Origin of the sequence: Novipirellula aureliae, from assembly GCF_007860185.1 — a bacterium.
Classification (GTDB): Bacteria; Planctomycetota; Planctomycetia; order Pirellulales; family Pirellulaceae; genus Novipirellula_A; species Novipirellula_A aureliae.
In genome coordinates this window covers 355,304-379,414 of sequence record NZ_SJPY01000006.1, presented here as the reverse complement: position 1 = coordinate 379,414, position 24,111 = coordinate 355,304, and the positions used below count along the sequence as shown (strand labels likewise).

At 52.8% G+C, this 24,111-nt stretch carries 22 protein-coding genes; 5 read left to right on the top strand and 17 right to left on the bottom strand.

Going from position 1 to position 24,111, the window contains the following annotated elements; all coding sequences use genetic code 11:
* Positions 1-429: 429 nt before the first annotated feature.
* The 4 genes from Q31b_RS28465 to Q31b_RS19140 all read right to left on the bottom strand — a co-directional run bounded on the left by Q31b_RS28465 (position 430) and on the right by Q31b_RS19140 (position 3,524).
* Positions 430-585 (bottom strand): hypothetical protein, encoded by a 156-nt coding sequence (locus Q31b_RS28465; RefSeq protein ID WP_197171849.1) that lies wholly within the window; start codon positions 583-585, stop codon positions 430-432.
* Between the two features lie 195 nt (positions 586-780).
* Positions 781-1,302: a hypothetical protein gene (locus tag Q31b_RS28460; RefSeq protein WP_197171847.1), complete on the bottom strand. Its 522-nt coding sequence runs from the start codon at positions 1,300-1,302 to the stop codon at positions 781-783.
* A gap of 195 nt (positions 1,303-1,497) precedes the next feature.
* On the bottom strand, positions 1,498-2,094 hold the full coding sequence (locus tag Q31b_RS29115; protein WP_231617696.1) for a hypothetical protein: 597 nt from the start codon (positions 2,092-2,094) through the stop codon (positions 1,498-1,500).
* Between the two features lie 266 nt (positions 2,095-2,360).
* Positions 2,361-3,524: a Fic family protein gene (locus tag Q31b_RS19140; RefSeq protein WP_146601252.1), complete on the bottom strand. Its 1,164-nt coding sequence runs from the start codon at positions 3,522-3,524 to the stop codon at positions 2,361-2,363.
* Between the two features lie 119 nt (positions 3,525-3,643).
* Here Q31b_RS19140 and Q31b_RS28455 point away from each other — a divergent pair, with 119 nt between their 5' ends.
* Complete coding sequence (locus tag Q31b_RS28455; RefSeq protein WP_197171845.1) at positions 3,644-3,937, top strand: hypothetical protein; 294 nt, start codon at positions 3,644-3,646, stop codon at positions 3,935-3,937.
* On the opposite strand, the gene Q31b_RS19135 is transcribed toward Q31b_RS28455, so the two are convergent.
* The 5 genes from Q31b_RS19135 to Q31b_RS19115 all read right to left on the bottom strand — a co-directional run bounded on the left by Q31b_RS19135 (position 3,908) and on the right by Q31b_RS19115 (position 8,389).
* Entirely contained in the window at positions 3,908-4,897 is a 990-nt protein-coding gene (locus tag Q31b_RS19135; protein ID WP_197171843.1) for a transposase, read from the bottom strand. The two genes, Q31b_RS28455 and Q31b_RS19135, sit on opposite strands and share 30 nt — an antisense overlap.
* Positions 4,898-5,097: 200 nt before the next feature.
* On the bottom strand, positions 5,098-5,526 hold the full coding sequence (locus Q31b_RS19130; RefSeq protein WP_146601250.1) for a hypothetical protein: 429 nt from the start codon (positions 5,524-5,526) through the stop codon (positions 5,098-5,100).
* 273 nt (positions 5,527-5,799) lie between these two features.
* On the bottom strand, positions 5,800-6,138 hold the full coding sequence (locus tag Q31b_RS19125; protein ID WP_146601249.1) for a hypothetical protein: 339 nt from the start codon (positions 6,136-6,138) through the stop codon (positions 5,800-5,802).
* Positions 6,139-6,152: 14 nt separating this feature from the next.
* Positions 6,153-6,890 (bottom strand): hypothetical protein, encoded by a 738-nt coding sequence (locus Q31b_RS19120; RefSeq protein WP_146601248.1) that lies wholly within the window; start codon positions 6,888-6,890, stop codon positions 6,153-6,155.
* 545 nt (positions 6,891-7,435) lie between these two features.
* Positions 7,436-8,389 (bottom strand): IS110 family transposase, encoded by a 954-nt coding sequence (locus Q31b_RS19115; RefSeq protein WP_197171840.1) that lies wholly within the window; start codon positions 8,387-8,389, stop codon positions 7,436-7,438.
* Between the two features lie 42 nt (positions 8,390-8,431).
* Between Q31b_RS19115 and Q31b_RS19110 the strand changes: the two genes are divergently transcribed.
* The 4 genes from Q31b_RS19110 to rnc all read left to right on the top strand — a co-directional run bounded on the left by Q31b_RS19110 (position 8,432) and on the right by rnc (position 13,051).
* Positions 8,432-9,403 (top strand): IS4 family transposase, encoded by a 972-nt coding sequence (locus Q31b_RS19110; RefSeq protein ID WP_146601246.1) that lies wholly within the window; start codon positions 8,432-8,434, stop codon positions 9,401-9,403.
* A 333-nt stretch (positions 9,404-9,736) separates the two neighbouring features.
* Positions 9,737-10,804, top strand: coding sequence for a hypothetical protein (locus Q31b_RS19105; protein ID WP_146601245.1), 1,068 nt, complete (start codon positions 9,737-9,739; stop codon positions 10,802-10,804).
* Positions 10,801-11,856, top strand: a complete 1,056-nt coding sequence (locus Q31b_RS19100) for a hypothetical protein (RefSeq protein ID WP_146601244.1) — start codon at positions 10,801-10,803, stop codon at positions 11,854-11,856. The genes Q31b_RS19105 and Q31b_RS19100 overlap by 4 nt, the downstream gene beginning before the upstream one ends.
* Positions 11,857-12,295: 439 nt before the next feature.
* Entirely contained in the window at positions 12,296-13,051 is a 756-nt protein-coding gene (rnc, locus tag Q31b_RS19095; protein ID WP_231617695.1) for a ribonuclease III, read from the top strand.
* A gap of 114 nt (positions 13,052-13,165) precedes the next feature.
* Here the strand turns inward: rnc and meaB are convergent, their stop codons facing one another.
* The 8 genes from meaB to Q31b_RS19055 form a co-directional block, all read right to left on the bottom strand.
* Positions 13,166-14,182 carry a methylmalonyl Co-A mutase-associated GTPase MeaB gene (gene meaB, locus Q31b_RS19090; protein ID WP_231617694.1) on the bottom strand — a complete coding sequence of 339 codons (1,017 nt, stop codon included), beginning with the start codon at positions 14,180-14,182 and terminating at the stop codon, positions 13,166-13,168.
* A 302-nt stretch (positions 14,183-14,484) separates the two neighbouring features.
* A complete protein-coding gene (gene scpA, locus Q31b_RS19085; RefSeq protein ID WP_146601242.1) occupies positions 14,485-16,686 on the bottom strand; it encodes a methylmalonyl-CoA mutase in 2,202 nt (733 codons plus the stop codon).
* The gene (locus tag Q31b_RS19080; RefSeq protein ID WP_146601241.1) at positions 16,686-18,770 is read right to left on the bottom strand and encodes a methylmalonyl-CoA mutase family protein; all 2,085 of its coding nucleotides are present in this window, start codon (positions 18,768-18,770) and stop codon (positions 16,686-16,688) included. Before Q31b_RS19080 ends, scpA begins: the two co-directional genes overlap by 1 nt.
* 126 nt (positions 18,771-18,896) lie before the next feature.
* A complete protein-coding gene (gene mce / locus Q31b_RS19075) occupies positions 18,897-19,310 on the bottom strand; it encodes a methylmalonyl-CoA epimerase (protein WP_146601240.1) in 414 nt (137 codons plus the stop codon).
* Positions 19,311-19,720: 410 nt separating this feature from the next.
* Positions 19,721-21,064: an acetyl-CoA carboxylase biotin carboxylase subunit gene (accC, locus tag Q31b_RS19070; RefSeq protein WP_146601239.1), complete on the bottom strand. Its 1,344-nt coding sequence runs from the start codon at positions 21,062-21,064 to the stop codon at positions 19,721-19,723.
* Between the two features lie 52 nt (positions 21,065-21,116).
* Positions 21,117-21,632 (bottom strand): acetyl-CoA carboxylase biotin carboxyl carrier protein, encoded by a 516-nt coding sequence (gene accB, locus Q31b_RS19065; protein WP_146601238.1) that lies wholly within the window; start codon positions 21,630-21,632, stop codon positions 21,117-21,119.
* A gap of 71 nt (positions 21,633-21,703) precedes the next feature.
* Positions 21,704-22,876, bottom strand: a complete 1,173-nt coding sequence (locus tag Q31b_RS19060) for a M24 family metallopeptidase (protein ID WP_146601237.1) — start codon at positions 22,874-22,876, stop codon at positions 21,704-21,706.
* Positions 22,866-23,702, bottom strand: a complete 837-nt coding sequence (locus tag Q31b_RS19055; RefSeq protein WP_146601236.1) for a hypothetical protein — start codon at positions 23,700-23,702, stop codon at positions 22,866-22,868. The genes Q31b_RS19060 and Q31b_RS19055 overlap by 11 nt, the downstream gene beginning before the upstream one ends.
* Positions 23,703-24,111 lie beyond the last annotated feature (409 nt).

Below are 24,111 nucleotides of genomic sequence, written 5' to 3'. Positions count from 1 at the left end.
AACGGTACGATTGCTAGATAACTAGGTACCGTGTTTGGGCCGACCGGGGGTCGCGGGTCAAAAAAACAGATTGACGATTTGATTCCATCGATTGTCTCAAGTGAACGACGGGGAGCCTTTCATTTTGCCACGGTCGCGTTGTCGCTGCCCCTCTCCCGCTGTCACCTTTTGTGCTCGCGTGTCCTCGGTCGTCATCGATCCGCTGTCGTGTTGCAACAAGACAGAAGGCAGGCACGACGGCCATGATGGGTTAGCGAGGTAGCGGCATTGCAGCTAAACCAAAATCGATACTGCACTGAGCTGGCGACACTGGTGCAATGAGCTGTTCACCGCACCGGCTCAATGAGTTATGCAATGTGACAATAAACTTTTTTTCGCCAGTTGCAGAACGAGCAAGACAGTTAGTCATGCAAGTACCGACGAGCGGATCTAGTTCGCTGTTTCCAATTGAACACATCCGATTGCCTGCACTCCCTTTGCCATTAGCAGCGTCTTCGTGATCAATGAACCGAACTTGACCTGTGAACAATCGACAACGCCCCACACTCGCGTTTGACGGCCTCGCGATCGAGAACGGCAAATCATGCGTTTGTTTGCTCTTCGGAAGCTGTGATCTTCTGCAGTTTAGACGGCACCTCCGTTGCACCCTAGTTGGATTGCTTCGCCTGTTTGTCCAAACCCCTCGCTATGCCCGCTAGATCGCGTTGTGAGACTTCGTCCATCCTCTGTATAATCGCCAGCACTTCTCGCTGTAGTTCGATGATCGATTCGCTGATTAGATCATTGATCCCGTGCACCAATGGGACCGCCTGTGGGACCGCCGATTGATCGATTTGCGTATTTCCCTGTGTTCCAGGCGATTGTGAGAGTCCTTGCGGGGTAGCTTAAGGGCAAGACAGCAACAGCCGATGCAAGACAATCCCAGTTATTTACGGGGTTTTCAGCATCGGCTTTTTTTGTGTCTTGGCTTAATGGCGTACTGTCCTGCAATGTCTGGGGTACTTTCGGGGGTACTTTTGAAAGTACTCCACCGGTTACCCCTGCAATCTCGGCACCCTCGACAACTGCACGGTCGAATGATGCCTGCATCGTCATGGCGTAGTGGTCGTTGGCTACTTTGGGGCTGTTGCCTAGCCAGCTGGTCACATCCTTAGCAGGGTAGTGGGCTAGCAATTCGGTTTCTCGGGTTGCTCGAAGGTTCTGCATCAGCTTAGGCCAGGGAACCAAACCTGCTTTGGTGACAATCATTTCTAAGGTGGTCAGAGGAGACGAAGGGACAGAGGAGACGAAGGGACAGAGCATGATGTCAGGTGGTGTAGTATCACCCCGATTGGACTTCGCCGAGAATTATGTGTTGCCTGTTGCACTTGATCGTTGGGAAACGGGCGTGTGCCCCCGTGAGATAGGATCTTTTCCTCGGAGGGGCCGCAACGAGTACGTACATTTTCCTTCGGCATCGCAAAGAAGGTCACGACAAGAAAAATGGAGAAGAGACGCCTAGTCAGGGAGTGTCAATAGCTCGCGAGCGCGGCGGCAAAGATGATAGCGGCGGTGCGTTCGGTGACAACGCATTGAATCGACGCAATCAGGGCCTCCTGCAACACTACAGAACCATTTCCCAAAGTCCTCATGATTTGCTCGCATTGCAACTCGTTGGCACAATAACCGCATCCACCAACTGAAACTACTCAGCCGCCCTCGGATTTCTTGGCATTTGATCGGGCAACCCGCAATCGATTTGAGCTCTGGCTCGCTCGGAGGCAAAGGCGACCCGCCTGACTTACGGCGATGTGGACAAAGCATCAACCAGCGCCGAGCCACTTCTTCGTCGTCCCAGGTCGCGACGACGTCCGGCCGCGATCTCAGAATCACATGGAAATGATTCGATAGAATCGAAAATGCTAGCAAATCTATGCCGAACGCTTGCGCAAACTGCTTCAGATACTCTTCGATCCAAACTTTCCGGTAATCGAAGTTTTTGCCAGAGACTTGGTCATATCCCATCAGGAAACAGCGTCGGCAGGTCCGATTGTAGAGATGGGCGATCACCACCTCCTGTGGATCAAACACCTCGCTAAGGGCCAAACGAACCATCACGCACCTCCTGAAGAAAAGCGTCAGCAAACTCTCTAAAGAATCCTATACCTCCGCTAGGGAGAAGGCAAATACACCAATCTCATGCTCTGTCCCTATGCGTTTGGGCAACTCCACAAACGACTCAAGGTTGTCGAAGAAGGGCGCTAAGCCGGGATTCTGGCTGACCGCTTCCTGCCACTGCGGTGACTGCCAGTGTGGAGGCTCTGGTGGCGGCGAAGACTAGGAGGCCGTTGTCGGAACCGACGCAGATTCGGGGGCGATGCTCATGCTGACTTGCCTTCTTCCTCGGCAGGCATCAGCTTTTGAAAGACGCTGACGTAGGGTTGGTATTGATACAGACGATTGCGTTCTTGTCCGGTGATCTCGCGGAGCAGTCCCATTTTCTCCAGTCGCTCGACGACGGATGACGCAGTGGCAAAAGCGCATCCCATCACGTCTTTGGCTTGGTTAATCGAAAACGTCGGCTTCTCGAACATGTGGTCAAGCAGTTTGTGAGCGTTGGCGGCAGCAGTAATCTCAGTGGAGATCAAATGACGATGTTGCTCTCGCATTTCCATGATCTGTCGGGCAACATTGGTGGCCGAGATACTGACTTCGTAAACGCCTCGTAGAAAAAACTTCAACCAACTTTCCCAGTCGCCACTAATGCGAATCGCCATGAGTCGGTCGTAGTATTCAGCTTTGCGAGCCTTCAAGTAGTAACTCAAATACAGCAGTGGACGCTGCAAAATTTCCCGCTCACATAGCAAAAAGGTGATTAGCAGTCGGCCCACACGTCCGTTGCCATCTAAGAAAGGGTGGACGGTTTCAAACTGCGCATGGATCAGCCCACATTGAATCAGGACGGGTAAGGATTCGCGGTCATGAATGAAGTGCTCTAGGTTGTCGAGAGCTTGCATCATCTCGTGAGGTGGTGGTGGAACAAAGTCTGCGGTGGCTAACGTGCAGCCTTGCGGACCAATCCAGTTTTGGCTCTTGCGAAAATCACCCGGCGACCATTCACTGCCCCGGACACCGTGAAGCAGTTTTTCATGAATTTCCTTCATCAGACGTAGGCTGAGCGGAAGCTCGGGTAGACGTCTGAGTCCATGATTCATTGCGGCGACATAGTTGACAACTTCCTCAACATCGCCCGGCTGCGTGGTTTGTTCTGAATCGGCTTCGTAGGCAAGGATGTCCTGCAACGTGCTTTGCGTACCCTCGATCTGCGAACTTAGCACAGCTTCCTGACGAACGAACATCGCAACAAACAGGTCTGGATTGGGTAATACGGTAGCGACACCGTCCAAACGGCCCAACGCTCGATCCGCGTCAGAGAGTAGTTTCAACAACTCTGCATCCAGGTTAATGGCTGGATCGGGCGGCAGATTGGCCGGGATGAACGCCCGGTAGTCGGTCGGCTGTTTGACGTAACTGCCTGATCTCATTGCGTTTGTGCTTATTGCGTCTTGATGAAGGTATTGCTTATTTCAGGCGCCTGAAATACTCGCCTGAAAGCCTTGTCCTTATTTTAGAACATTGCCGACTTTTGAAATAGCGGTCATTTTTGATCTGCCAGTGCTGTGGCGAGTTCACTCTTGAGCTGTTCGAGCGTTTGGCGGCTGGCGGTGCGGAACGAAGCGAGTTCGGCCAGCAGTTCGTCGGGATCGCCGGGACCGGTGCAGAACGCTTCGCGGGGGTCAGCAACGGTCTAATGGTTTGTCAAGTTCGGTTTGGAAATAAAGTATTTCCAAACTCCGATTTTGTTCCTCCAGCGGAATTGGGGACCAGCCCCCAAACCCCCGAGGTTTTGCAGAACGCTTCGCGGGGGTCAGACTTGATCTTCGGTTTTCAGTCCTAGTAGCTCTTCGATTTTCTGGCATTCGTTTCTCAATTTCACGGATTCCTTTAGTCTCGCTTTCGCCCGTCGTACCAAATTGGCTGATCCGTCTGGATGAGACAATCCAAATTGCAAGGACAGTTCTCTTAAGGTGATTCCACTATAACGTCGACACAGGTAAGCTGCCAAGTCGCGGCCACCCGCAGGACTACGGAAGATGCGATAAGCTTGTGGCTCAACGTGGTAGTAATCCGCTACCGCACCAATGATTTGCTCTGCACTGAGCGGATGTGTCTTGCGAATACGACGATCGTTCTCATCAACATCCTCTCCTGCGGCCATGGCCAACATCCGTTTGAGAAAATCTTCGCTTCCGTAGACCCAATCTCGCAACCGATCGACTTTTGAATCCACTTCACCGGTTAGACCTTGTTTGACAAACTTCCGGTAACTTGAGAATGGGTCGCTACCGCCATGAAGTCCTGTCCAGTAACGATGGTGCTCTTCGTAGGCAATCCAGTCAAGCTGACGACTCTTCCGCGCATATCCTCCATAACTACTGTTGGGGTAAGCTTCGGGCGTCAATGCAAGCGGTTTTCCTCCCATGCATGGATTCAAATGGATATACCGGCTTAAATTCCAATAGTAACCCTCATCTTCTACTAAGAATGCTTTGTAGCGTCCCTGAAACAAGTGCCCGGTACGGCGATTTCGCTTCGCATACCAATTGGCGTAGCCACTAAGCCAATGTTGCATTCCTTTGCACAGGTTGGGTCTCGGGGTACGAATCAGCGCGTGAATATGGTTCGGCATCCAACAAAAGGCTATCACGAGCCAAGAACTACGATCGACCTCATCGCTCAAGCCTTGAGTAAATCGTTCGTAATGCCGCGCATCGTGAAAGAGTTTTCTTCTTCCATCGCCACGGGTGATTACATGATAAATGGCGTTCGGGTATTCAAGACGAGGTAAACGAGGCACGATAGTCCGCCTTGTATGAATGGAAAGCATTCATCGGAACCACCTGAAAACCGAAGATCAAGTCTGACCCCCGCGAAGCGTTTACCTTCGCTGTAACGACCACCGGAGAATGTTTTGGCCAAGTCGTCAGCAAGCAAGCCGGGGTTTATCGCATCGCCTCGACCAACAATACGACCCAGTCCCGGACGTGGGGCAAGGCTTTACACAACGACCATCGACTTTATCTGGTTAACGAACTTGGTCAGTCCTTCCCGCCATTCTGAAGACTCCCGTTTATCAAAGTATAATTTGGCCTTTCGGTCAGTCGAAACCACGTAGAGGATGTCGGTTAACTTCGTAGTCGGTCCTCCCAAGTCATCGAAAAGGTGGAATTCGATTTCTACTCCTTTTTCGCTCGACTCATCAACGACAAGCCAACGGATGACCTCATTTTGAACATCGAACAGATCGGAAATACCGTCTGGAAGCATGACGCGTAAATTTGCTGCTTCAAACTTTGTTTTTATATCTAAGATTCTGCCTTTTGACATCATAGTCGCTCCCAGAATCCTATCGGTGGAGTAACGCCGCTTTTTGCAAGTCCCTTCAAAATGTCTGCCTTCGTCATAGGCGTTGCCCCATGCTGCCACGTGTCAATCGAAAGTATCATTCCGCTCTTGTCAGTGATCGCAAGACTGTAAGCGTCGTCCCCAACTTTTCTAACGTAGTAGCTTACGTCGGGGTACTGGCCGCCACCCTTTAAGCGGCGACCGCTACGAACGGTTTCCTGCCCGCGCCGCAAGTAATCGGCTGCCGAAAGCTCTGAGTGACGGCCAGCGTGGTTTTTCAGCCCGGTGTCGCCGTCTTGGAAACTACGTCGTGATTTCCAAGTTGCTCCACTGTTTGGGGCAAGGCTGCATCAGCTACTTCGTTACCTCCTCATCGACAAAACTATTCCAGTCATGGACGCCTTTCTGTTCTTCAAATAGTTGCGGGATTTCATCGTATATTTGCCCAGCCGCCATCAAGTGTGGGACGCAATGAACGAAGAACAACTCCGTCTGGTTTGCCAGGCAAGCGGTGTCACAGTCTCTGGACTCGTAAGATTTCGCCAGCTTATCCAGGTTCGTCGCAATGTCCGCCATGTGGAAAGCGAACTTCTCACGCAAGTCATCAAAATTCTCTAACTCAGTTCGGTCCCACTTCGCATCGAACACGGCGCGGAATCGCACGCGAAGTTGCTCGTAGTCTTCATTCGTCATAATCGTCACCGTCCCTAACCTTCGAGGTCTCGTAGTCGTTTGTTTAGAATCTCTTCCAGCCGTTCGCGATACTTCGCTGCTGCGTTCATCACGTCATCGTTGTTTGACAAACGTCCTCCCCAGCCTTCCATTTCGTCGATTAGGCGGTGAACTTCCTTTCGCCAATATTCCACCAACCCTTTGTCTGCCTTTCCGATCAATTCCGGAATGTGGTCGTCTAAGTGATAGTCGATGCCTTTCTGCTTCCCGGCGATCTTTTCGAGAATCTTCTTTCGGAGTATCGCCATATTTACCACATTCGCGTTCGGAGTTAGCCCACGGCTTCGTGCCGCGTTCTCCATTATATCAGCTGCCTCGTCCGCAAAGTCCGCCGGTACTCTGTTTGGGGCGATCCCTGGGACTGTCTTCTCGATTTGTTTTGCCACATCCATGGCATTGTCTGCTGCTTTGGCTCCCTTGCCTACCGCTGCTGGAATAAAAGGTACTAAACCGGCATAGGACCAGGAATTCCCTGGTTCATTATAGATTTCCTTCCCTGTGTAAAACCAGTCGATTGGCTCAACAAAAATACTCCCAATCAATCCACCAACCTCTCCCCCGAATCCGATCCAGCCGAGCACAGAGTCCATATTGCCGCGTGCTGTCCCTCCAGAAGCCATCCAGATTTCGTCGAGGCTTGTCGCCGGTAGCCCTCCTCGATAGGTCTCGTCTACTGGCTCAGGATCGCCATCGTCGTCTGGAATCGGACTCACGAGCTCTTCTTGTGTCCGCAAGTAGTCTCTGTATTGGACCTCGGACATCATCATCCACATGCCAGGTTCGGTCTCGTACCAAGAGGTTCCTTCACGCGGCTCAAAAGTAGGCGTTTCACCAAGCCATCCCCCCCTTGTCCTAACTGATGAAAAGGTGCTACGGCTTCAGAGTCAGCACCATTGTTGTTAGCTGCTAACTGTTCGATGGAGTGATTTCGTGCCTCTTCCCCGAGGAACGCTTCGCGGGGGTCAGCAACGGTCTAATGGTTTGTCAAGTTCGGTTTGGAAATAAAGTATTTCCGACCTCCGATTTTGTTCCTCCAGCGGAATTGGGGACCAGCCCCCAAACCCCCGAGGTTTTCTAAGAGCATAACTCCGGTGTTCGATGAATTGGTTCACGGCTTGGTAGTATTGTGGCAACATAGGTTTGCTCGGTGAAGCGGACGGCAGCTCTGGTGAGGACCAACTGACTGAAGGAATAACCGAGCCGACGGTGCGTCGATGATGACTCGCCTGGGGTGTCGTTTAAAACGTATACGTGCGTTTTAAGCGGCACCTCTTTCTTGCTTGAACGAATCAGGGGGCTCCCACAACTGATCCGTTTTCACGAGGTAGTTCAGGGTTGTGATCAACTTTCGCATTGCTGCCACCAGAGCAACCTTTTTCAGTTTGCCTTTGGCTAACAGGCGTTGGTAGTATACCTGGATCACCGGATTGCGGCGTGTGGCCACCAGCGTTGCCATGTAGAGAACTTTGCGAATGTAGCTCCGTCCTCCCTGCGTCAATCGTTTTCGACTCTTCGTTCCCGAATCACGATCGATGGGAGCAATGCCAACTAGCTTTGCAATCTCGGCGCGGTTGAGTTGACCTAACTCGGGAAGGTCAGACATCAAGGTTGCAACTGTCACCTTTCCAACTCCATCAACCGATTCACAGATTTCGATTTTGCGTGCATTCTTCTTGTCCGCGGCAACCGCTTTTTTGATACGCTTTTCGAGTGCTTTTTTCTGGTTTTTCAGGCTTTCTAGCGATTCTCGTATCATTTCTTTTACCTCCGAACCGTAAGCTTGTTTCAAGCGGTTGGACTCTTGGTTGATAAGATCGAGCAACTGCTTACGTCGAGTGACCAGTGCATCAAGCTTCTCGCTCTCAGAACAGGGGATTGCTTTCGGTTCTGGCTGAACAACCTCTCCAAACTTTGCGATCACTTTGGCATCGATCGGATCGGTCTTTGCATCGTGACCAATCCCTTTGGCAAAGTGTCGCACCTGTTTCGGATTAACAATTGCAACATCCAAATCGTTTGCTTGCAGCCACTTTACGATTTGTCGTTCGTAACCTCCGGTCGCTTCTACAACAAACAAAGCATCCTTGAATGATTTAACTTTCTTACCGAGCTTCGTCTTAAAAGAGGCTTCATCATTTTCAACAACTTTTGGTAACGCTCCACGGCTTGTAAAGAAAGGATCACCCGCGTGACTCTGTTTCGATGTTATCATAATGACCATCGATTTAAGGGCGGGTGCTAGAGACTAGAGACAATCGCAGCGATTCGAAGACGCGGCGTCTTTGGTCGGATCATCAATGTAGATGGTTTTACAATCGACGCTCCCGACACCGAAGAGAATCAGAAGAAGTACCCACAGTACCCTGCGCAGGCTAAAGGACTTGGTTTTCCGATCCTCCGGTGCGTCGGATTGATTTCCATGGTGACAGGCTTACTGATCGACTTAGCGACGGCACCCTATAGTAGAAAGGGAAGTGGAGAAACAACGCTTCTTCGTCAGCTAAAAGGTTCCTTGCGAAAAGGCGATCTGCTGGTTGCAGATTCCTACTACTGTACCTATTGGTTGATTGCCATGTGCAAAGAGATCGGTGTCGAAGTCGTAATGAAGAACCATCATAAACGAGAGAGCCATCCGATCGGTGCGAAGCAGCTCAGCAAGAGCGAGCGAATAACAAGTTGGGTGCGCCCGCCACGTCCAAATTGGATGACGAAAAAGGAATACAACAAAGTCCCTGAATCAATCTCCATAAGACTATGCGATCAGAAGATTCGTGAAGCAGGCTCGAGGTACCAGTCATTCACCATGGCTACTACGATGCTCGATATCGAGGAACATCCTGCCCATTGGATTAGAGGTCTCTATCGGGGGCGATGGCTGGTGGAAAAGGATATCCAGTGGATTAAATGCACCATGGGTCTTGAGCATCTACGAAATCAGAACCCAGAGAGAATTGAACGAGAGTTGTGGGCGGGACTAATGACGTACAATCTCGTTCGAGTCAAGATGCTGCAAGCGGGCCTAACGCATACAAGAGAGGCAAGAAGCTTGAGTTTTACAGAGACCTATCAGTTGCTCTCGACAAACTGGTTGCTCTGCGCGTGCGTTGGCTTGAGCAAACCAATGAAGCAAGCTTCCTTGTTGCAAAGTGTTTGCGCGGTCATTGGCAATCGCCAGGACGCATCGAGCCGCGCGAAAACAAGCGCCGCGAGAAGATTCTCAAGCTGATGAAGATACCCCGCAAGTTATTCAAACAACGACTCGCCAAATTGGCGAAAATAGCGTAAAACACTGTGGACAACGCCATTCGTACCGGACACCTTTTCTTCAACAGTTCACTCTTGAGCCGATCGAGCGTTTGGCCGCTGGCCACTTTTTATTCCTCAAATGCAGCTTCGCTGCAATCTCGCCGAGCTCTCCGAGCGGATCGCCAAACAGACTCCAAGCCGGATAGTTTACGCAGAACTCCCACGGCGTCACCATTTGGGTGGGTTCAATCGGCACCGCCGGTACGACCGATTTTTAGGATTGGAAGTAATGTATCTCATACCGGATGCCACCATGTCATCGTCTACGTTTTCGCCGCCGCTAAGGAAATGTCTCCGCTATGTGCCGGCTCTCCTTTTGTTTTCCCTTGCGCTGCCTGCCTGCACACCGAAAGTGATCGTTCGCAAAAGTCCGACCGACCAAGATAGCGGCATTCGTTATTATCGCCCAAAACCGTATCTAAAAATCGAACCCGCCGAAGTCGTGGTCAATAAAAGTGAATCGACTCTGGTACCAGGGATGGTCCGCGTCTCGCTTGTCTACATGCCCGATTTTAGCGAAGAGTATTCGATCAGTGTTCGTCCGGGATGCGGGATTGCGGATGTCGGCATCAAGCTTGAAGATGGCTGGAATCTGACGGAAATCAGCCAAGAGCTCGATAGCCAAACGGATGAGAATGTCGAAGCGATCGGCAGTTTGCTCAGTGCTGCAGGCGGGTTGATTCCGACGTCAGCCCGAGAGAAATCGACGAACGCTTTGTCGTTCACCGTCCCAGCGAGGAACGTGCCGATTGGTTTCTATGAGTCGGTCGTCGGCAAAGATCATTGCAACGTCAAACGGCTCTACGGTTTTCGCTATCTGGGCTTCATGCCGTTTGCGGGCTGTCCGATTGAAATGGATGGACATTCTCACGCCTCATGCCAAGCCCCAGGGATTTGCGGCCAACACCCAACGGGCTCACTCTACGGATTGACATTTGTCGGGGGCGAAATGGTGTTCCAACCACTCGATGTGATGGCGGCCACGCCAGCGGTTACGGCCGTTAGCCTTGGCGAGAAACAAGTGATGAGCTCGGAGCCAGCAGAACAACAAACAGAAGGCATCGTTGCATTAAAACCGCCCGTCGCAGCCGTGGACGTTTCCCAGCTATCGACCGACCTTCGTGCCCATTTGAATCGCATGGGAATCGAGTTTGATCTCTTTGATGCGATGACAAACAATGGGATCCTACGCATCCGCGTGAAGCTGCCTGACGCGACCTACGATGTGACCGTTCATGAAGCGATCGAGGACTGGTTGTCACAACGATATCCTGACTTGGATTCGTTTGATATCGAAATGACAAGTGATTTTGGCGAATGAAAAAGAGGTCCGCGTCATTGTCGTTCGATGCTCTGCGCCGATTGCAACAAACCTTGATGCAGCGGGCGACGAAGCGTGACTGCGAGAACATCCGCTCCGTCGGATTTTCTCCGGGGTTGTCCGTTGTCGGCAATGCGTACGGTATTCGTGCCCAGTTCAACGTCACCCGCAAACTCAAACGCGTTCTAGAATCACGGCGTATCAACCCAATTGAATCGGTTCGTTTACTTGATCGCAAGACAGGGCGATATCGAGTACTGGAATTGTCCACTCAAGTCCGCCAAGTGCGAGAGGTCGTTCCGACGGGCGTGACCATCACGACGGAAGTTGAGCGTGCGACCGCGTCGTTGGTCGTTCGTTGGACGACGGTTCGTCCGGTGCCAGCGATGCCCGACGCACATCAGCCCGACGATCCGCGGTGGCGTTGGGGATTGTTAACGGTTTCGCACTTATTTGTCGGTCGCGGGGGAACGGATCGTCGGGATCGGGCCAAGATTCGACGGGTTGCCGTTTGTGGAAATGGCCCGCAAACAATCCGTTCACGCGTCGTGATTCGGGGACGGATACCGGGCGGCCCCGATGTCGCATTGGTCGAAACGGGCTGGGACCGGCTTTGGCTTAGCGGATTTGTTCGTGAAATCGGATCGCCGCCACTGGAAATCGCAACCGCCAAAGATCTTCGTCGTTGGGTAAGTGCGGGAACGTCAGGCGAATTTGTTGGCGACGGAGTCTCCTTCCCTTGGTCATGGCAGACCTATTACCCATCGTTATCCATCCCAGGACTTGGACGACTTGAGCACATTGTCGCCTACAAAATCGCGTCGAACCAAGACGCATCGAAAAAGCCATTCGGACCAGGAAGTAGCGGTGGCGCAATCACGACCGAAGGCTTGGTGACCGGATTGCAAGTCGCCGCGGCACCGCCACGATTCGACCTGGGATATGCTCAAACGATGGACATTAGTTTTGCCTGGATCGGGAAGCAACTAAGAGCCAGTGCCTTGGAGGTCGTTGCGGTGGTGGGAAATGCTGGCCGCACATCAATCGCCTGAACGCACAAACCAAAACCACAACAACCCCACGCTCGTTAAAATGACGCTTAAGCAGACGATTGAGATTATTATTGAAACCATTATTGAATCGGTGGGTGTCGTCGGGTGAATCGAGCCTTTGTTGTTTAACAAAAAACAATCTATTCAGGCAGCTTGGATTTTAGTAAACTGTGCCGTAGTCGCACACCGGCAGTCGGGTTACGCACGAAAACACTTTCGGGAAACGGAAGGTTTTCCCATCGGCTAGCATCAACCCGATCACCGGCGTGTGACATGAGTTTAACACAACAAAACGATCGACAGGTCCGATACTCGCAATTGCCATTGGCTGCGTGTTGAAGCTAGATCGATTGGCGTTGTACTCGCGTCACATTGCAATCGATACGGTATTTTTGTGGAATCATCGGACCCGGAATCTTCTCATCGCGATTCATCTAACGTGAACTTGGTAGAAGAACACGTTGGAATTGAAGGTAGTGATCAGGCATCGAAACTGGAGCAGTGTCAGCAGATTATCGATTATCGCTTTCGTGATCCTTCGCTACTACTGTCCGCCTTGACTCATGCGTCGGGCGCCCCTCATCGACTCGACAGCAACGAGCGGCTTGAGTTTCTCGGCGATGCGGTCCTTGGTTTGACGGTCTGCGAATGGCTTTACGAAGAGTATCCCGAATACAATGAAGGCGATTTGACAAAGATCAAATCGTACGTGGTCAGCCGCCGGGCGTGTGGAAAAATTGCCATCTCACTTGGCCTCGACCGCTGCTTAATTGTAGGGCGTGGCGTCACTCGAAACCGGAGCTTTCCCAAGTCGCTCGTTAGCGACGTCTTCGAATCGGTGATCGCAGCGATCTACCTTGACGGCGGTACGGAAATCATCCGTCCAAGGCTCCGAAAATGGCTTGCCGATGAAGTGCGAATCGCCGTTGAAAGTCAAGGTGCCAGCAACTTCAAGAGTGTTTTGCAACAGTATGCACAACGAGAACTGTCCCACACTCCGATGTATCGAATGATTCGCGAAGTTGGCCCCGATCATCGGAAAGCCTTTATGGTGCAAGCGGTCATCGGCGAACGGGAATTCATCGGTGCCTGGGGAAACAACAAGAAGGATGCCGAACAGCGTGCTGCAGCCAACGCGTTGGCTGAGTTGCATGACCAACCGATCCCATTTCAAGATGATAATAAAAAAGAGTAATCTTTTTATGAGTCACTTACCGATCGTGCCCGTATAGCCCGAGTTCACGCGGCGTTGCCCGCGCGGTCCAACGAACGCATAGACGACTCGGAGAGACGGCGCTACTGACCTGAGCTACTGACCTGATCCGCCGAGGGACAGTGCGGCGAAGATCTTGTTGGCACCTGCGGCGGCGGGCATTTGCCCATCCAAAACCTGCTGTTCGATATCGCTGTAAATTTGTCGGACAACGGGATGCTTCTTAATCGCTTCTCTCAATTGCTCGTCGACCAACGCCCACAACCAACGCAAATTCTGTTTTTGGCGTCGCTCGCTGAACTCACCCGTCTCTCGTCGCCTTTCACATTTCTTTTCAATGGCTTCCCAGACCGAATCGATTCCGCTATCGTCGAGCGCACTGCACGTCAAAATCGTTGGCGCTTTGTCGCTGTCGTGACCGGTCAATGATTCGAGTGCCGAATGGTATTGGCGGGCAGCCAGTTCGGCCGCTCTGCGGTTGTCGCCATCGGCCTTATTCACCGCGATCACATCCGCCAGCTCTAACAAGCCTCGTTTGATGCCTTGCAATTCATCGCCCGCACCGGGCAGCATCAGCGCTAAGAAACAATCGGTCATGTCACAAACCATCGTTTCGGATTGCCCAACGCCAACGGTCTCGACCAAGATCACATCGTACCCGGCTGCTTCGGCAATGAACATCGTTTCGCGAGTTTTGTTGGCGACACCGCCGAGCGTTCCCGCAGCAGGTGAGGGGCGAATGAAGGCGTTGTCTTGAGAGGCCAATTCATTCATCCTGGTTTTGTCCCCCAGAATACTGCCTCCACTAACGCCGCTTGATGGATCGACTGCCAATACAGCGACTCGCATCCCCCGCCGAATCAATAGCATGCCCAGCGATTCAATAAACGTACTCTTGCCAACACCAGGCACGCCTGTGATTCCGATGCGCAGCGCATTGCCAGTCCACGGCAATAAACGGGTTAGCAATTCTTCGGCGATCAAACGATGGCGATCACTACTCGATTCGATCACCGTCAATGCTTGAGCGAATACGGAGAGATTATGTTCGCGGACACCGTTAAAGTAGTCGTCTGCGGTCAAGTGTCGGCGGCGAGTCATTGTGGCTGACATGTTTATCAAGGTTAAAAAAGAAAATGTCCGACGACCGCCTTCTTCGACTCGGTATCGATGGAGCGAAGATTGGTTGGCTAGTCGTGTTCCCACCGACCCAAAGTCGGTGGGGAGCGTTTCAGGGCCAAAGGCCCATCCGTTTGCCTAAACCAGCCCATCAAGGCCTGCTGAAAAGCAACAAACCTAGGCTGGAAGCCGGCATCTCCTTGCCGGTGGCGTGAGCCACCGAAACGGATGCCGAACGGCTAGCCCGAAGGGCGACACGTTGCCACAATGTATCGGTCTCCGGCCTTAAGAGAACCTTACGCAGGTGTAAGCGAAATTTCCAGCTGGTCCGCCAGCCTTTGCAGCAGCATCACGGCTGCCTCGCTAATCACCGTTCCGGGGCCGAAGACAGCGGCCGCGCCCGCATCGTAGAGCGCTTGGTAGTCTTGCGGGGGAATCACTCCTCCGGCAACGATCATAATGTCTTCGCGTCCCAGCTTTGCAAGTTCCTGCTTTAGTTCAGGCACGAGCGTCAAGTGACCGGCGGCTAGCGAACTGACGCCGACGATATGGACGTCGTTCTCGACCGATTGCTTCGCCGTTTCCCCGGGAGTACGGAACAGCGGTCCGATGTCGACGTCAAAACCGAGATCCGCAAACGCCGATGCAATCACCTTCTGGCCTCGGTCGTGGCCATCCTGACCCATTTTCGCGACCATGATTCGCGGTCGTCGACCTTCCGCCTTTTCAAACTGTTCGACCAAATCCAAGACTTTCTTCATCGAATCCTGTCCCTTAATCTCGCCCGCATAAATTCCTCGCACCGCAGTCACCGGAGCCTCGTAGCGTCCGTAGACCTCTTCGAGAGCGGCACTCATTTCCCCGACCGTCGCTTTCGCACGTGCCGCGGAAACGGCCAATTCCAACAAGTTACCCGATTTATCTCGAGCCGCTTTTGTGAGTTCGGCGAGTGCAGCATCAACATCCGCTTGGTTGCGTTCTTCGCGAAGTTTTTTCAGGCTTTCGATCTGAGCGGTTCGCACGGCCGTGTTGTCGACTTGCAGTACTTTCAACTCATCTTCAACCTCCAATCGGTATTTGTTCATCCCGATCACTGGCTGTTTGCCCGAATCAATGTGAGCTTGGGTGCGTGCGGCAGCTTCTTCGATTCGCATCTTCGGGATACCTGCTTGAATCGCTTTGGTCATCCCGCCGACCTCTTCAACTTCCAAAATGTGACTCCAAGCACGCTGGGCCAAGTCATGAGTCAATTTTTCGAGGAAGTAACTACCGCCCCAAGCATCGACGACGCTACAGGTATCGGTTTCTTGCTGCAAGAACAACTGGGTGTTGCGAGCGATACGAGCCGAGAAATCGGTCGGCAGTGCGATGGCTTCATCGAGTGCATTGGTATGAAGCGACTGGGTATGGCCATGCGTTGCAGCCATCGCTTCGACGCACGTTCGGATGACGTTGTTGTAAACATCTTGAGCCACCAAGCTCCATCCGCTTGTTTGGCTATGCGTTCGCAGCGACAAGCTTTTGGGATTTTTGGGATCGAACTGTTTGATCAGCTTGGCCCAAATCAATCGAGCCGCTCGCATCTTGGCGACTTCCATGTAGTAGTTCATTCCGATGCCCCAGAAGAACGACAAGCGGGGACAAAATGCATCGACGCTGAGGTTCGCTTTAATACCGGTCCGAACGTATTCTAAACCATCGGCGAGTGTGTAGGCCAACTCCAAGTCAGCGGTCGCGCCCGCTTCTTGCATGTGGTAGCCACTGATACTGATGCTATTGAACTTTGGCATCGCTCGCGACGTGTAGTCAAAAATATCGGCGATGATGCGAACACTTGGTTCAGGCGGATAGATATAAGTGTTCCGAACCATGAACTCTTTCAAAATGTCGTTTTGAATCGTTCCCGAAAGTTGTTCCGGTTTCACTCCCTGTTCTTCCGCCGCGACGATATAGAGCGCCATCACGGGTAGCACGGCCCCGTTCATCGTCATCGACACGCTCATTTTATCGAGAGGGATGCCATCAAAAAGGGTCCGCATGTCATAGATACTGTCGATCGCGACACCTGCCATACCGACGTCGCCGCCGACTCGGGGGTGATCCGAATCGTAACCGCGGTGCGTTGCCAAGTCGAACGCGATACTCAAGCCCTTTTGGCCTGCCGCCAAATTACGACGGTAGAACGCATTCGACTCTTTCGCGGTTGAGAAACCAGCGTATTGGCGCACGGTCCATGGACGCATCACGTACATCGTCGCATAGGGACCACGGATGAACGGTGCGAAACCGGGCATCGTATCGAGGTGGTCAACGTCCTTCAAATCGTCGGCGGAATACAACGCGTGGATCGGAATTTGTTCTGGGGTTTTCCAGTTCAAACGATCTTGGTTTTCGCTAACCGATTGCTGCCATGATTGGCGTGTCGTCTTCGGTTTCGTCTCAGACGCGTTCGCGGCAGACTCGAAAGGGATATCGCTAAAATTTGGGATGGCGTTCATTACGAAAGGACTCCTTCGTCAACTAGCAGTTCGCGTAGCGTGGCCAACACATCGCATTTGATGAAAATAAAACGATCGATTCCTGCTTCACGCCATGACGCTTCATTGTCGCCAGGATGGCCTGCGAGAATCACGCTTCGTGCCCCAGCGGCCTTTAGAGCCGGCGTCACCGCAGGGACCATTTCGGGATACAGTTTATCGGAAGAACAGATAACAGCGATGTTTGCACCGCTGTCCTTCAATGCAGCGGCAGCCGCATCGGCGTCTTGGAAGCCATCGTTTCCGATCACTTCGAAACCGCCTGCTTCAAAAAAGTTCTTTGCGAACGTTGCCCGACCTGTGTGATGGGCGACGGGCCCCATGTTTGCCAAGAACACGCGTGGACGTTGTCCCTTGGTCGTACACCACACGTCGCTGGCGTCACGCAGTTCTTCGAACGGCTGGGCGAACAAGTGAGCTTCGATTGGTGTGATCTCGGTCGACGATTGATGAAAGCCGATCGCACGAGCGATTTGAGCGATCGAAGCACCTTCCGATGCCGCCTGGAAGCAGGCTGCCGACAAATCGGATTCACCGCTTAGATCTGCCAGGAAAGCCGCTTTCGCCTTGTGGCGTTCGGCCGCAGCGATGCGTAGTGCTGCCACATCGACGGGACGTTGCTCAAGTTGCTCTTCGGCAAGGTTCGGGAATTCGCTAACGCCGGTGATTCCTTCGCGTCGGGTAGCGATGTCTTTCGCGCGTGGTGCGAAAGCGACCTCAATTTGGGAGGCGACCCAGCCGCTTTGAAGCGCCGCGATCATACCGCCCTGCTGTTCTATCTCTTGAAAAATCTGCCAAGCTTTCTTGGCCAATTGATCGGTCAATTTCTCGATAAACCAACTGCCACCCGCAGGATCGACAACGCAGTTAAGGTGCGATTCTTCGTCTAGAATCAGAACCGTATTGCGGGCGATCCGGCGACTGAAATCGTTGGGCAACTGAGCCGCTTGATCAAACGGAACCGATGTGACCGCATCGGCACCACCGATAATCCCCGCGAACGAAGCGACGGTATTGCGGAGCAGGTTGACGTACGGATCACGCTGCGTCAGCACCCGGCTGCCGGTTCGAGAGTGAACCTTCATTCCGCTTGCCGATCCGCCACACGCTTCGATGACTCGTGCCCACACTTCGCGGGCAGCCCGTAGTTTCGAAATCGCCAAGAAATGGTGGGTGCCAAGACTGGTTCGGAACAAGATTTGTTCCGCTGCCCGATCAACGGTCATTCCCGCAGCGGTCATCGCTCGCAAGTATTCGACCGCAGTCGCCATACTGAAGGCGATATCTTGGGCCGCGGTCGCTCCTGCGTCGTGGTAGACGGCGGTATCGACAGCGACCGAGGTCACCTTTGGATAGTGGCGTGACGTCCAGGTTGCCAAGTCGGCAAGCTGTTTGATTGCCGTTTCCACCTTGACCGGTAGTTTTCCATCGCGAGCGAGTGCGGCGAGTGGATCGGCGTTAAACGCTCCACGAGCTTTGGCAGGAATCACGCCTCGGTCTTCCCACAATCCGGCAAGTGTCGCAGCAGCGGGCAAGAATGCCGCCCCCGCGTCGAGTGTGACGTCGATAATGTCGAGTCCCACCTTCTTAAGCGTGACGTCTAAATCGTTGACGTCGTAGGCCATGACACCGTCGTGACTTTCCGAGTCATCGACCTTGTCGGGATCGAGCCCCGCGCGGGCCGCCGAGTCGAGCTTGATCAAGATCGACGTGACGCCGCCCTCGAGGTCCGCTAGGATTGCCTTGTTGGTAACGCCCAAGTCGGGATGCAAGTGTTCTTGGCGAAGATCGGTCCCGGTCAGCACGCTGCCGAGCGGATTGCGGCCGCGAACGAATGGGCTCGAACCGGGAAATCCCGTCGGATCGGTACCTGCAAGCTCGTCCTTACGGGTGTAGACCGGTTGGATACCGATCCCTTCGTAGGTATGCGAGACGAGTTTCTTTTCGAACGGAGCACCTTTCAGGTCGGCTTCGACCGTCGCGCGCCATGTTTCGTATTCAACAGGGGGGAAGTCGTCTTTGACAGACAATTTAGAGGTCGACATCGGTTGCCTCGAGAGGAACGGTCAGTAAAAAATGACAGCGAGCCGCCGTTGGACGGCACGCGCAGAATGGACTTTTTGGCTGTGAGTCTCGTTTATCGCCTTTACGCGGCGGATACTCAAGAGCCCTTAGTGGGCGCCGACTTGGCAAAGTTCCGTCAACACGCCACAGCTACTCTTCGGATGCACGAATGCGATGCGGGCATCGTGAGCTCCAGGCCGAGGGGTATCGTCGATCATGCGAACGCCCCCTTCTTTGTACTCGGCGATTCGAGCTTCAATATCGTCGACCGTAAAGGCCAAATGGTGCAAACCCTCGCCTCGCTTTTCGATAAACTTGGCAATCGGACTTTCCGGATCGGTGGGCTCGAGAAGTTCGAGTCGAACATCGTTGATCAAGTAAAATGCGACGCGAACCTTTTGGCTCGGCACCTCTTCGGTTCCCTCATACTCCGCACCGAGCGTGCCCTCATAGAACGAACGTTGGTCTTCGAGCGAACGGACGGCGATTCCGACATGGTTAAGTGATTTGACGGGAGTCATACTGAGTCCTTTTGGCTTTGTCCGAAAAGGGGTCTGACCCTTTTGGAAGACATTCGTTTTTTATTCGTTTCTAGCTTATCCAGAGAGGTTCAGACCCCTTTCCGGACAGAGCCCCATGGTGTGTTGGCTGCTGAAAGTAGCGTGGTTTATAGCAAGGAAAACAAAAAAACCCAAGCAAGGGCGACAATTTGCCCAGACAGAAAAAATGGCGGAAAGGAACGGGACGCTAATCAGCCCGAAGGGCGGAAGCGGCAACATCGCGAATTCGTCTCGTAGCTCCGTCACGTAGCTCCGTCACGTAGCTCCGTCTCTCCGAGACGGAGAACCACTAAAAGCAATTTCTAGTGAAACGGCGACAAGCGTTTCGCTACCAATAATCGCTGACGACGAGCCTCGGAAAGACTCGCCCACTAGGGCATGAATTCGCGTTCTACGAACTTCGTGTCGTGGCGGCCTTCGACAAACTCACGATGCTGGAGCACCTGGTCGTGAAACGAGACGGTCGTCGAAATGCCTTCGACTTGCAATTCTTTTAGCGCCCGCCGCATCGTTGCGATCGCTTCCTCACGGGTGGGGCGGTGAACGATCAATTTACCAACCATCGAATCGTAATAGGCTGGAACGGTGTAACCCGCGTAAACGTGCGAATCAAAACGGACACCAAGACCACCTGGAGCAAAGATTTTTTCGATTTTCCCAGGGTTTGGCTGGAAGTTTTTTTCCGGATTCTCTGCGTTGATTCGGCATTCAATGGACACGCCCGCGCAGTGCACTTCGCTCTGGGTGAAAGACAGTTTTTCTCCCGCAGCGACGCGGATTTGTTCTTTGATTAAGTCGATGCCGGTGATCATCTCGCTAACGGGATGCTCGACTTGGATGCGGGCGTTAACCTCGATGAAATAGAAGTTGTTGTCCGCATCGACAATGAACTCGACCGTCGCCGCGTTGCTGTAGTCGGCCCCCCGGATCATTCGCACGGCTGCCTCGCAAATCGCTTCACGGCGGTCTGCGGGCAAACTCGGGCTGGGAGCTTCTTCGATCAGTTTTTGGTGCCGGCGTTGGACGCTACAATCTCGCTCGAACAAATGGCAAACGTTGCCATGCGTGTCAGCGATGACTTGGACTTCGATGTGTCTTGGTGAGCCGATGTAACGTTCGAGGTAACAACCGCCATTGCCGAAAGCCGCTTCAGCTTCGGTGCGGGCCTGCGTCAATGCGGTGAGCAGAGCCGCTTCATTTTCGGCCACTCGCATCCCTTTGCCGCCACCGCCCGCCGTCGCTTTAATCAGGACCGGATAGCCGATTTCGGCGGCCGTTTTGATCGCGTCCGCATCGTCGTCGATCAATCCGGCACTGCCGGGAACGACGGGCACGTCGTTTGCGATCGCCATTTTCCGAGCCGTATTTTTATCGCCTAATTTCTCCATCGCTTGAGGGCTAGGGCCGATAAATTCGAAACCGCTCGACCGACACACCTCGTTAAAATGAGCGTTCTCGGCCAAGAATCCATAGCCGGGATGGATCGCGTCAACCCCAGCGACTTCCGCAGCGGCGATGATTTGGTCGATCTTTAAGTAGCTTTCATTACTTCGCGGTTTACCGACACAGTAGGCTTCGTCCGCCAATTTGACGTGCATCGATTCGGCGTCCGCTTGGCTGTAGACAGCGACCGATGCGATGCCCATTTCCCGGCACGCACGGATGATTCGAAGAGCGATTTCGCCACGATTGGCGATCAAGATTTTTTTGATCACGGGTGTATTCAAGCCGACAAATGTTTTGGAATTACGTTGTAGATACAGTCAATTAGGCGTTGGGCTCGACACGGAACATCGGCTTTCCAAAATCGACTGGCTGTTGATCGGAAACCAAGACTTCAACAATCGTGCCGCTGCATTCCGCAGGGATTTCGTTGAAAACTTTCATCGCTTCGACAATGCAGACGATCGTTTCTTCGGTGACGCGTTGTCCAACTTTCACAAACGGTTCCGATTCAGGGGTCGCTTTGGTATAGAAGGTTCCGACCATTGGCGAATTGATGGTGACCGTACCCGCATGCTGATCGGCCGCAGTTGCCGATGGAGTTGCCGCCGCAGGTTGAGCCGGAACCGGAGCGGTCGCCATGACCGGTGCGACCGAGCCACGGTTGAGTTTGATTTTTTCGTCCCCTTGCTGGAGATCGACCTCCGACAAATCCTTTTCTTCCATCAATTCGATAATCGTCCTCAGCCGATCGATATCGAAAACATTCACGCTCGCCGATTTGGGGTCTGTTTCGCTCGGATTGGGCACGTTTAGGTTTGCCTTGCCGCCTTTACTCATATCTCATTCACCGTCATCTAGGTTTGACGTTTTTAGTTAATTTGAAAAGTGTGATAACGTCGCACTACTTTTTACAGCACCAAGCGACAATCATCGAGACCCTTTGGTAAATCGCTGAGCCGTTCGCAGCCATTTTCGGTTACCAGCACGTCGTCTTCGATACGTATACCGAATTGTCCGCTCAAATACACGCCCGGTTCGACCGTAATAATCATGCCGGGCAGCAGGGTATGCTCGCAATTGGGCGACATTCGGGGCGATTCGTGGATTTCCAGCCCAAATCCGTGCCCGAGTCCGTGGTTAAATTCTTTGCCATAACCAGCTTTTTCCAGTTTTTCACGAACGATCCGGTCGATGTCCTTCCCCTCAGCCCCCGGCCGAATCGCTTCAATGGCCGCCAACTGAGCTTCCAAAACCGATTGATAGGCATGCTCAAATTTGTCAGAGATCGTGCCGATTGTCATCGTCCGAGTCAAGTCGCTGGCGTATCCCTTGAAGCGAGCCCCCCAATCGATCAGGACGGTTCCTTGAGATGGCAAAAAAAGATCAGCGGGCTCATAGTGCGGCAACGCGCCGGCGGCATTGAAAGCAACAATCGGCTTAAAACTAGCCCCCTCAGCACCCAAGAACCTCATCTTCGCTTCCAATTCGTGGGCGATTGCCCGCTCGCTCCACTTGGTGGACAACATTGGCAAAAGCGACTGAAAACTGCGCTGGGCGATTTGCACCGACTGGCGAACGATCGCGATTTCATGGGCATCCTTCACCATCCGCTGCCTCTGGATGACCGACTCGGTGGCGACGAAATGGACGTCAGGACATTTTTCGCAAAGCTCTTGGTATTGCCCGAGCGTTACATCGCTCGCTTCGATTCCAATCCGCCTGTCGCCCGATTCATTGATGACCGTTTTGACCAAATCCATGATCAATTGGCTCGGAGGACGTATCACCGTGCGTAAGTTTGGGCATTGCTCCGATAGCTGGATTTCATACCGGCCGTCACTGAGCATTTCCGCCCGCTCACGGCCGACAAATAAATACGAACTGTCGCCTGTAAAACCACTTAAGTACCGGACGTTGGTCGGATCGGTTACCAAAATTGCATCGATCTCAAGCGACTCCAAGGAGTCACGAAGAGTCGCGATGCGTGAATTGGCGTTCGCCGGGTTGGTTAGGTCATGCTCGCCTCCGATGGGTAACTTCTGCAGATGAGTAGCCCGTTGGTTTGTCGCATCATTTGTCATGGTGTTTGTGATATTTGGGGTCGTAGTCGTTGTGTTTTTGGTTCACATGAACGTGAAGTTCGGGATGGTTGGCATACAGCCATCGCCAACCAACCTCGGTTACCGCACTATTGTCGAGATAAAGCGATTCAAGGTAAGGCAGGGTCGCTAACGTTTTTAATCCTTCATCGGTTACCGGTACATCGACCAAATGGACGCCCCGAAGCGTCTTGAGCGTCGCAATTTGGCGAGTGACTTCGTTGCCCAAGTTGGGCGAACCAAGACGAAGTTGGCGAAGTTCCGGAATGGTCGATAGCTCGGCGACCCCTTTTGCAGTACAAGTCGCATGAGGCAAGTTGATGAACCACAACGACCGACACTTTCCAAGCGTCTTGAAGCCTTCGTCACTGATCGGCGACAACCGTAGACGAAGGTGCTTCAGTTTGGGCATCGATTCCAAAACCACGAGACTTGGATCCGTTACCTCACCTTGATCCAAGATAATCGTTTCGAGATTGGGGTAGTTCTCCAACTGCTGAATCATGCGGTCGTCGACAGCAAAGTCTTCAACGTGCAGCTTGTCGCTGTCTTGCTGTTTCAATTGAATCAAGACTTGCTCAAATTGGATCGATGGCAACAAATCGACCGTCGGCTCGGGAGCTTCCTCCCTCAAGACTCGCTGAGCTAGCCAAATGAGGGCTAGCAAACTGAGGACGACGAGGACGACCAGATCCCGACGTCGAAGGCGTACTTTACGCCGCGTCTCGGTAGTCGAATCGTTAACTAACGATTTATCGAAAAGCGGGTTGGACGCGGCTTGATCCAAGGAAGATTCAGTTTCCATCATAGGATGCGATGGTGTGGCTTTTGAAGTTGGTATTCTGGCTGGTTCCGTTGTGATTGTTGTTCCCGTGCTCGCGTCTGGGAACACACTGCCTAGCCCGGATGATTCATGGGCTTGCAAATTGTTTTGCTAACGTCTACGCCTTAAAGCGTTTACGCTCATTGCTCGAAAAACAGTCTGCGTATTAGCCGGGCTAGGAAGCATCTCGTCGCAAGGCAGGTGTCTTGCAACGAGTTGTATCATAGCATCGAGGCGACGACGTGGTTACGTCGTGCCCCGATGCTAAAAAAGAGCTTCATCGTGGAGCGGTCGAGCGAGACGATTGACCCAGAAACCGTCGCACTCAACCACAATTGCTCCGATCTTCAAAAAGATCAGTGGGACGATTCCCGCAAATGCGCCCACCAACGAT

Coding starts and splice junctions, on each gene's coding strand:
- Q31b_RS28465 (WP_197171849.1), bottom strand. CDS start 585: ATGATTTGCCGTTCTCGATCGCGAGGCCGTCAAACGCGAGTGTGGGGC.
- Q31b_RS28460 (WP_197171847.1), bottom strand. CDS start 1,302: ATGCTCTGTCCCTTCGTCTCCTCTGTCCCTTCGTCTCCTCTGACCACC.
- Q31b_RS29115 (WP_231617696.1), bottom strand. CDS start 2,094: ATGGTTCGTTTGGCCCTTAGCGAGGTGTTTGATCCACAGGAGGTGGTG.
- Q31b_RS19140 (WP_146601252.1), bottom strand. CDS start 3,524: ATGAGATCAGGCAGTTACGTCAAACAGCCGACCGACTACCGGGCGTTC.
- Q31b_RS19125 (WP_146601249.1), bottom strand. CDS start 6,138: ATGACGAATGAAGACTACGAGCAACTTCGCGTGCGATTCCGCGCCGTG.
- Q31b_RS19115 (WP_197171840.1), bottom strand. CDS start 8,389: ATGATAACATCGAAACAGAGTCACGCGGGTGATCCTTTCTTTACAAGC.
- Q31b_RS19105 (WP_146601245.1), top strand. CDS start 9,737: ATGTCATCGTCTACGTTTTCGCCGCCGCTAAGGAAATGTCTCCGCTAT.
- Q31b_RS19100 (WP_146601244.1), top strand. CDS start 10,801: ATGAAAAAGAGGTCCGCGTCATTGTCGTTCGATGCTCTGCGCCGATTG.
- meaB (WP_231617694.1), bottom strand. CDS start 14,182: ATGTCAGCCACAATGACTCGCCGCCGACACTTGACCGCAGACGACTAC.
- scpA (WP_146601242.1), bottom strand. CDS start 16,686: ATGAACGCCATCCCAAATTTTAGCGATATCCCTTTCGAGTCTGCCGCG.
- Q31b_RS19080 (WP_146601241.1), bottom strand. CDS start 18,770: ATGTCGACCTCTAAATTGTCTGTCAAAGACGACTTCCCCCCTGTTGAA.
- mce (WP_146601240.1), bottom strand. CDS start 19,310: ATGACTCCCGTCAAATCACTTAACCATGTCGGAATCGCCGTCCGTTCG.
- accB (WP_146601238.1), bottom strand. CDS start 21,632: ATGAGTAAAGGCGGCAAGGCAAACCTAAACGTGCCCAATCCGAGCGAA.
- Q31b_RS19060 (WP_146601237.1), bottom strand. CDS start 22,876: ATGACAAATGATGCGACAAACCAACGGGCTACTCATCTGCAGAAGTTA.
- Q31b_RS19055 (WP_146601236.1), bottom strand. CDS start 23,702: ATGATGGAAACTGAATCTTCCTTGGATCAAGCCGCGTCCAACCCGCTT.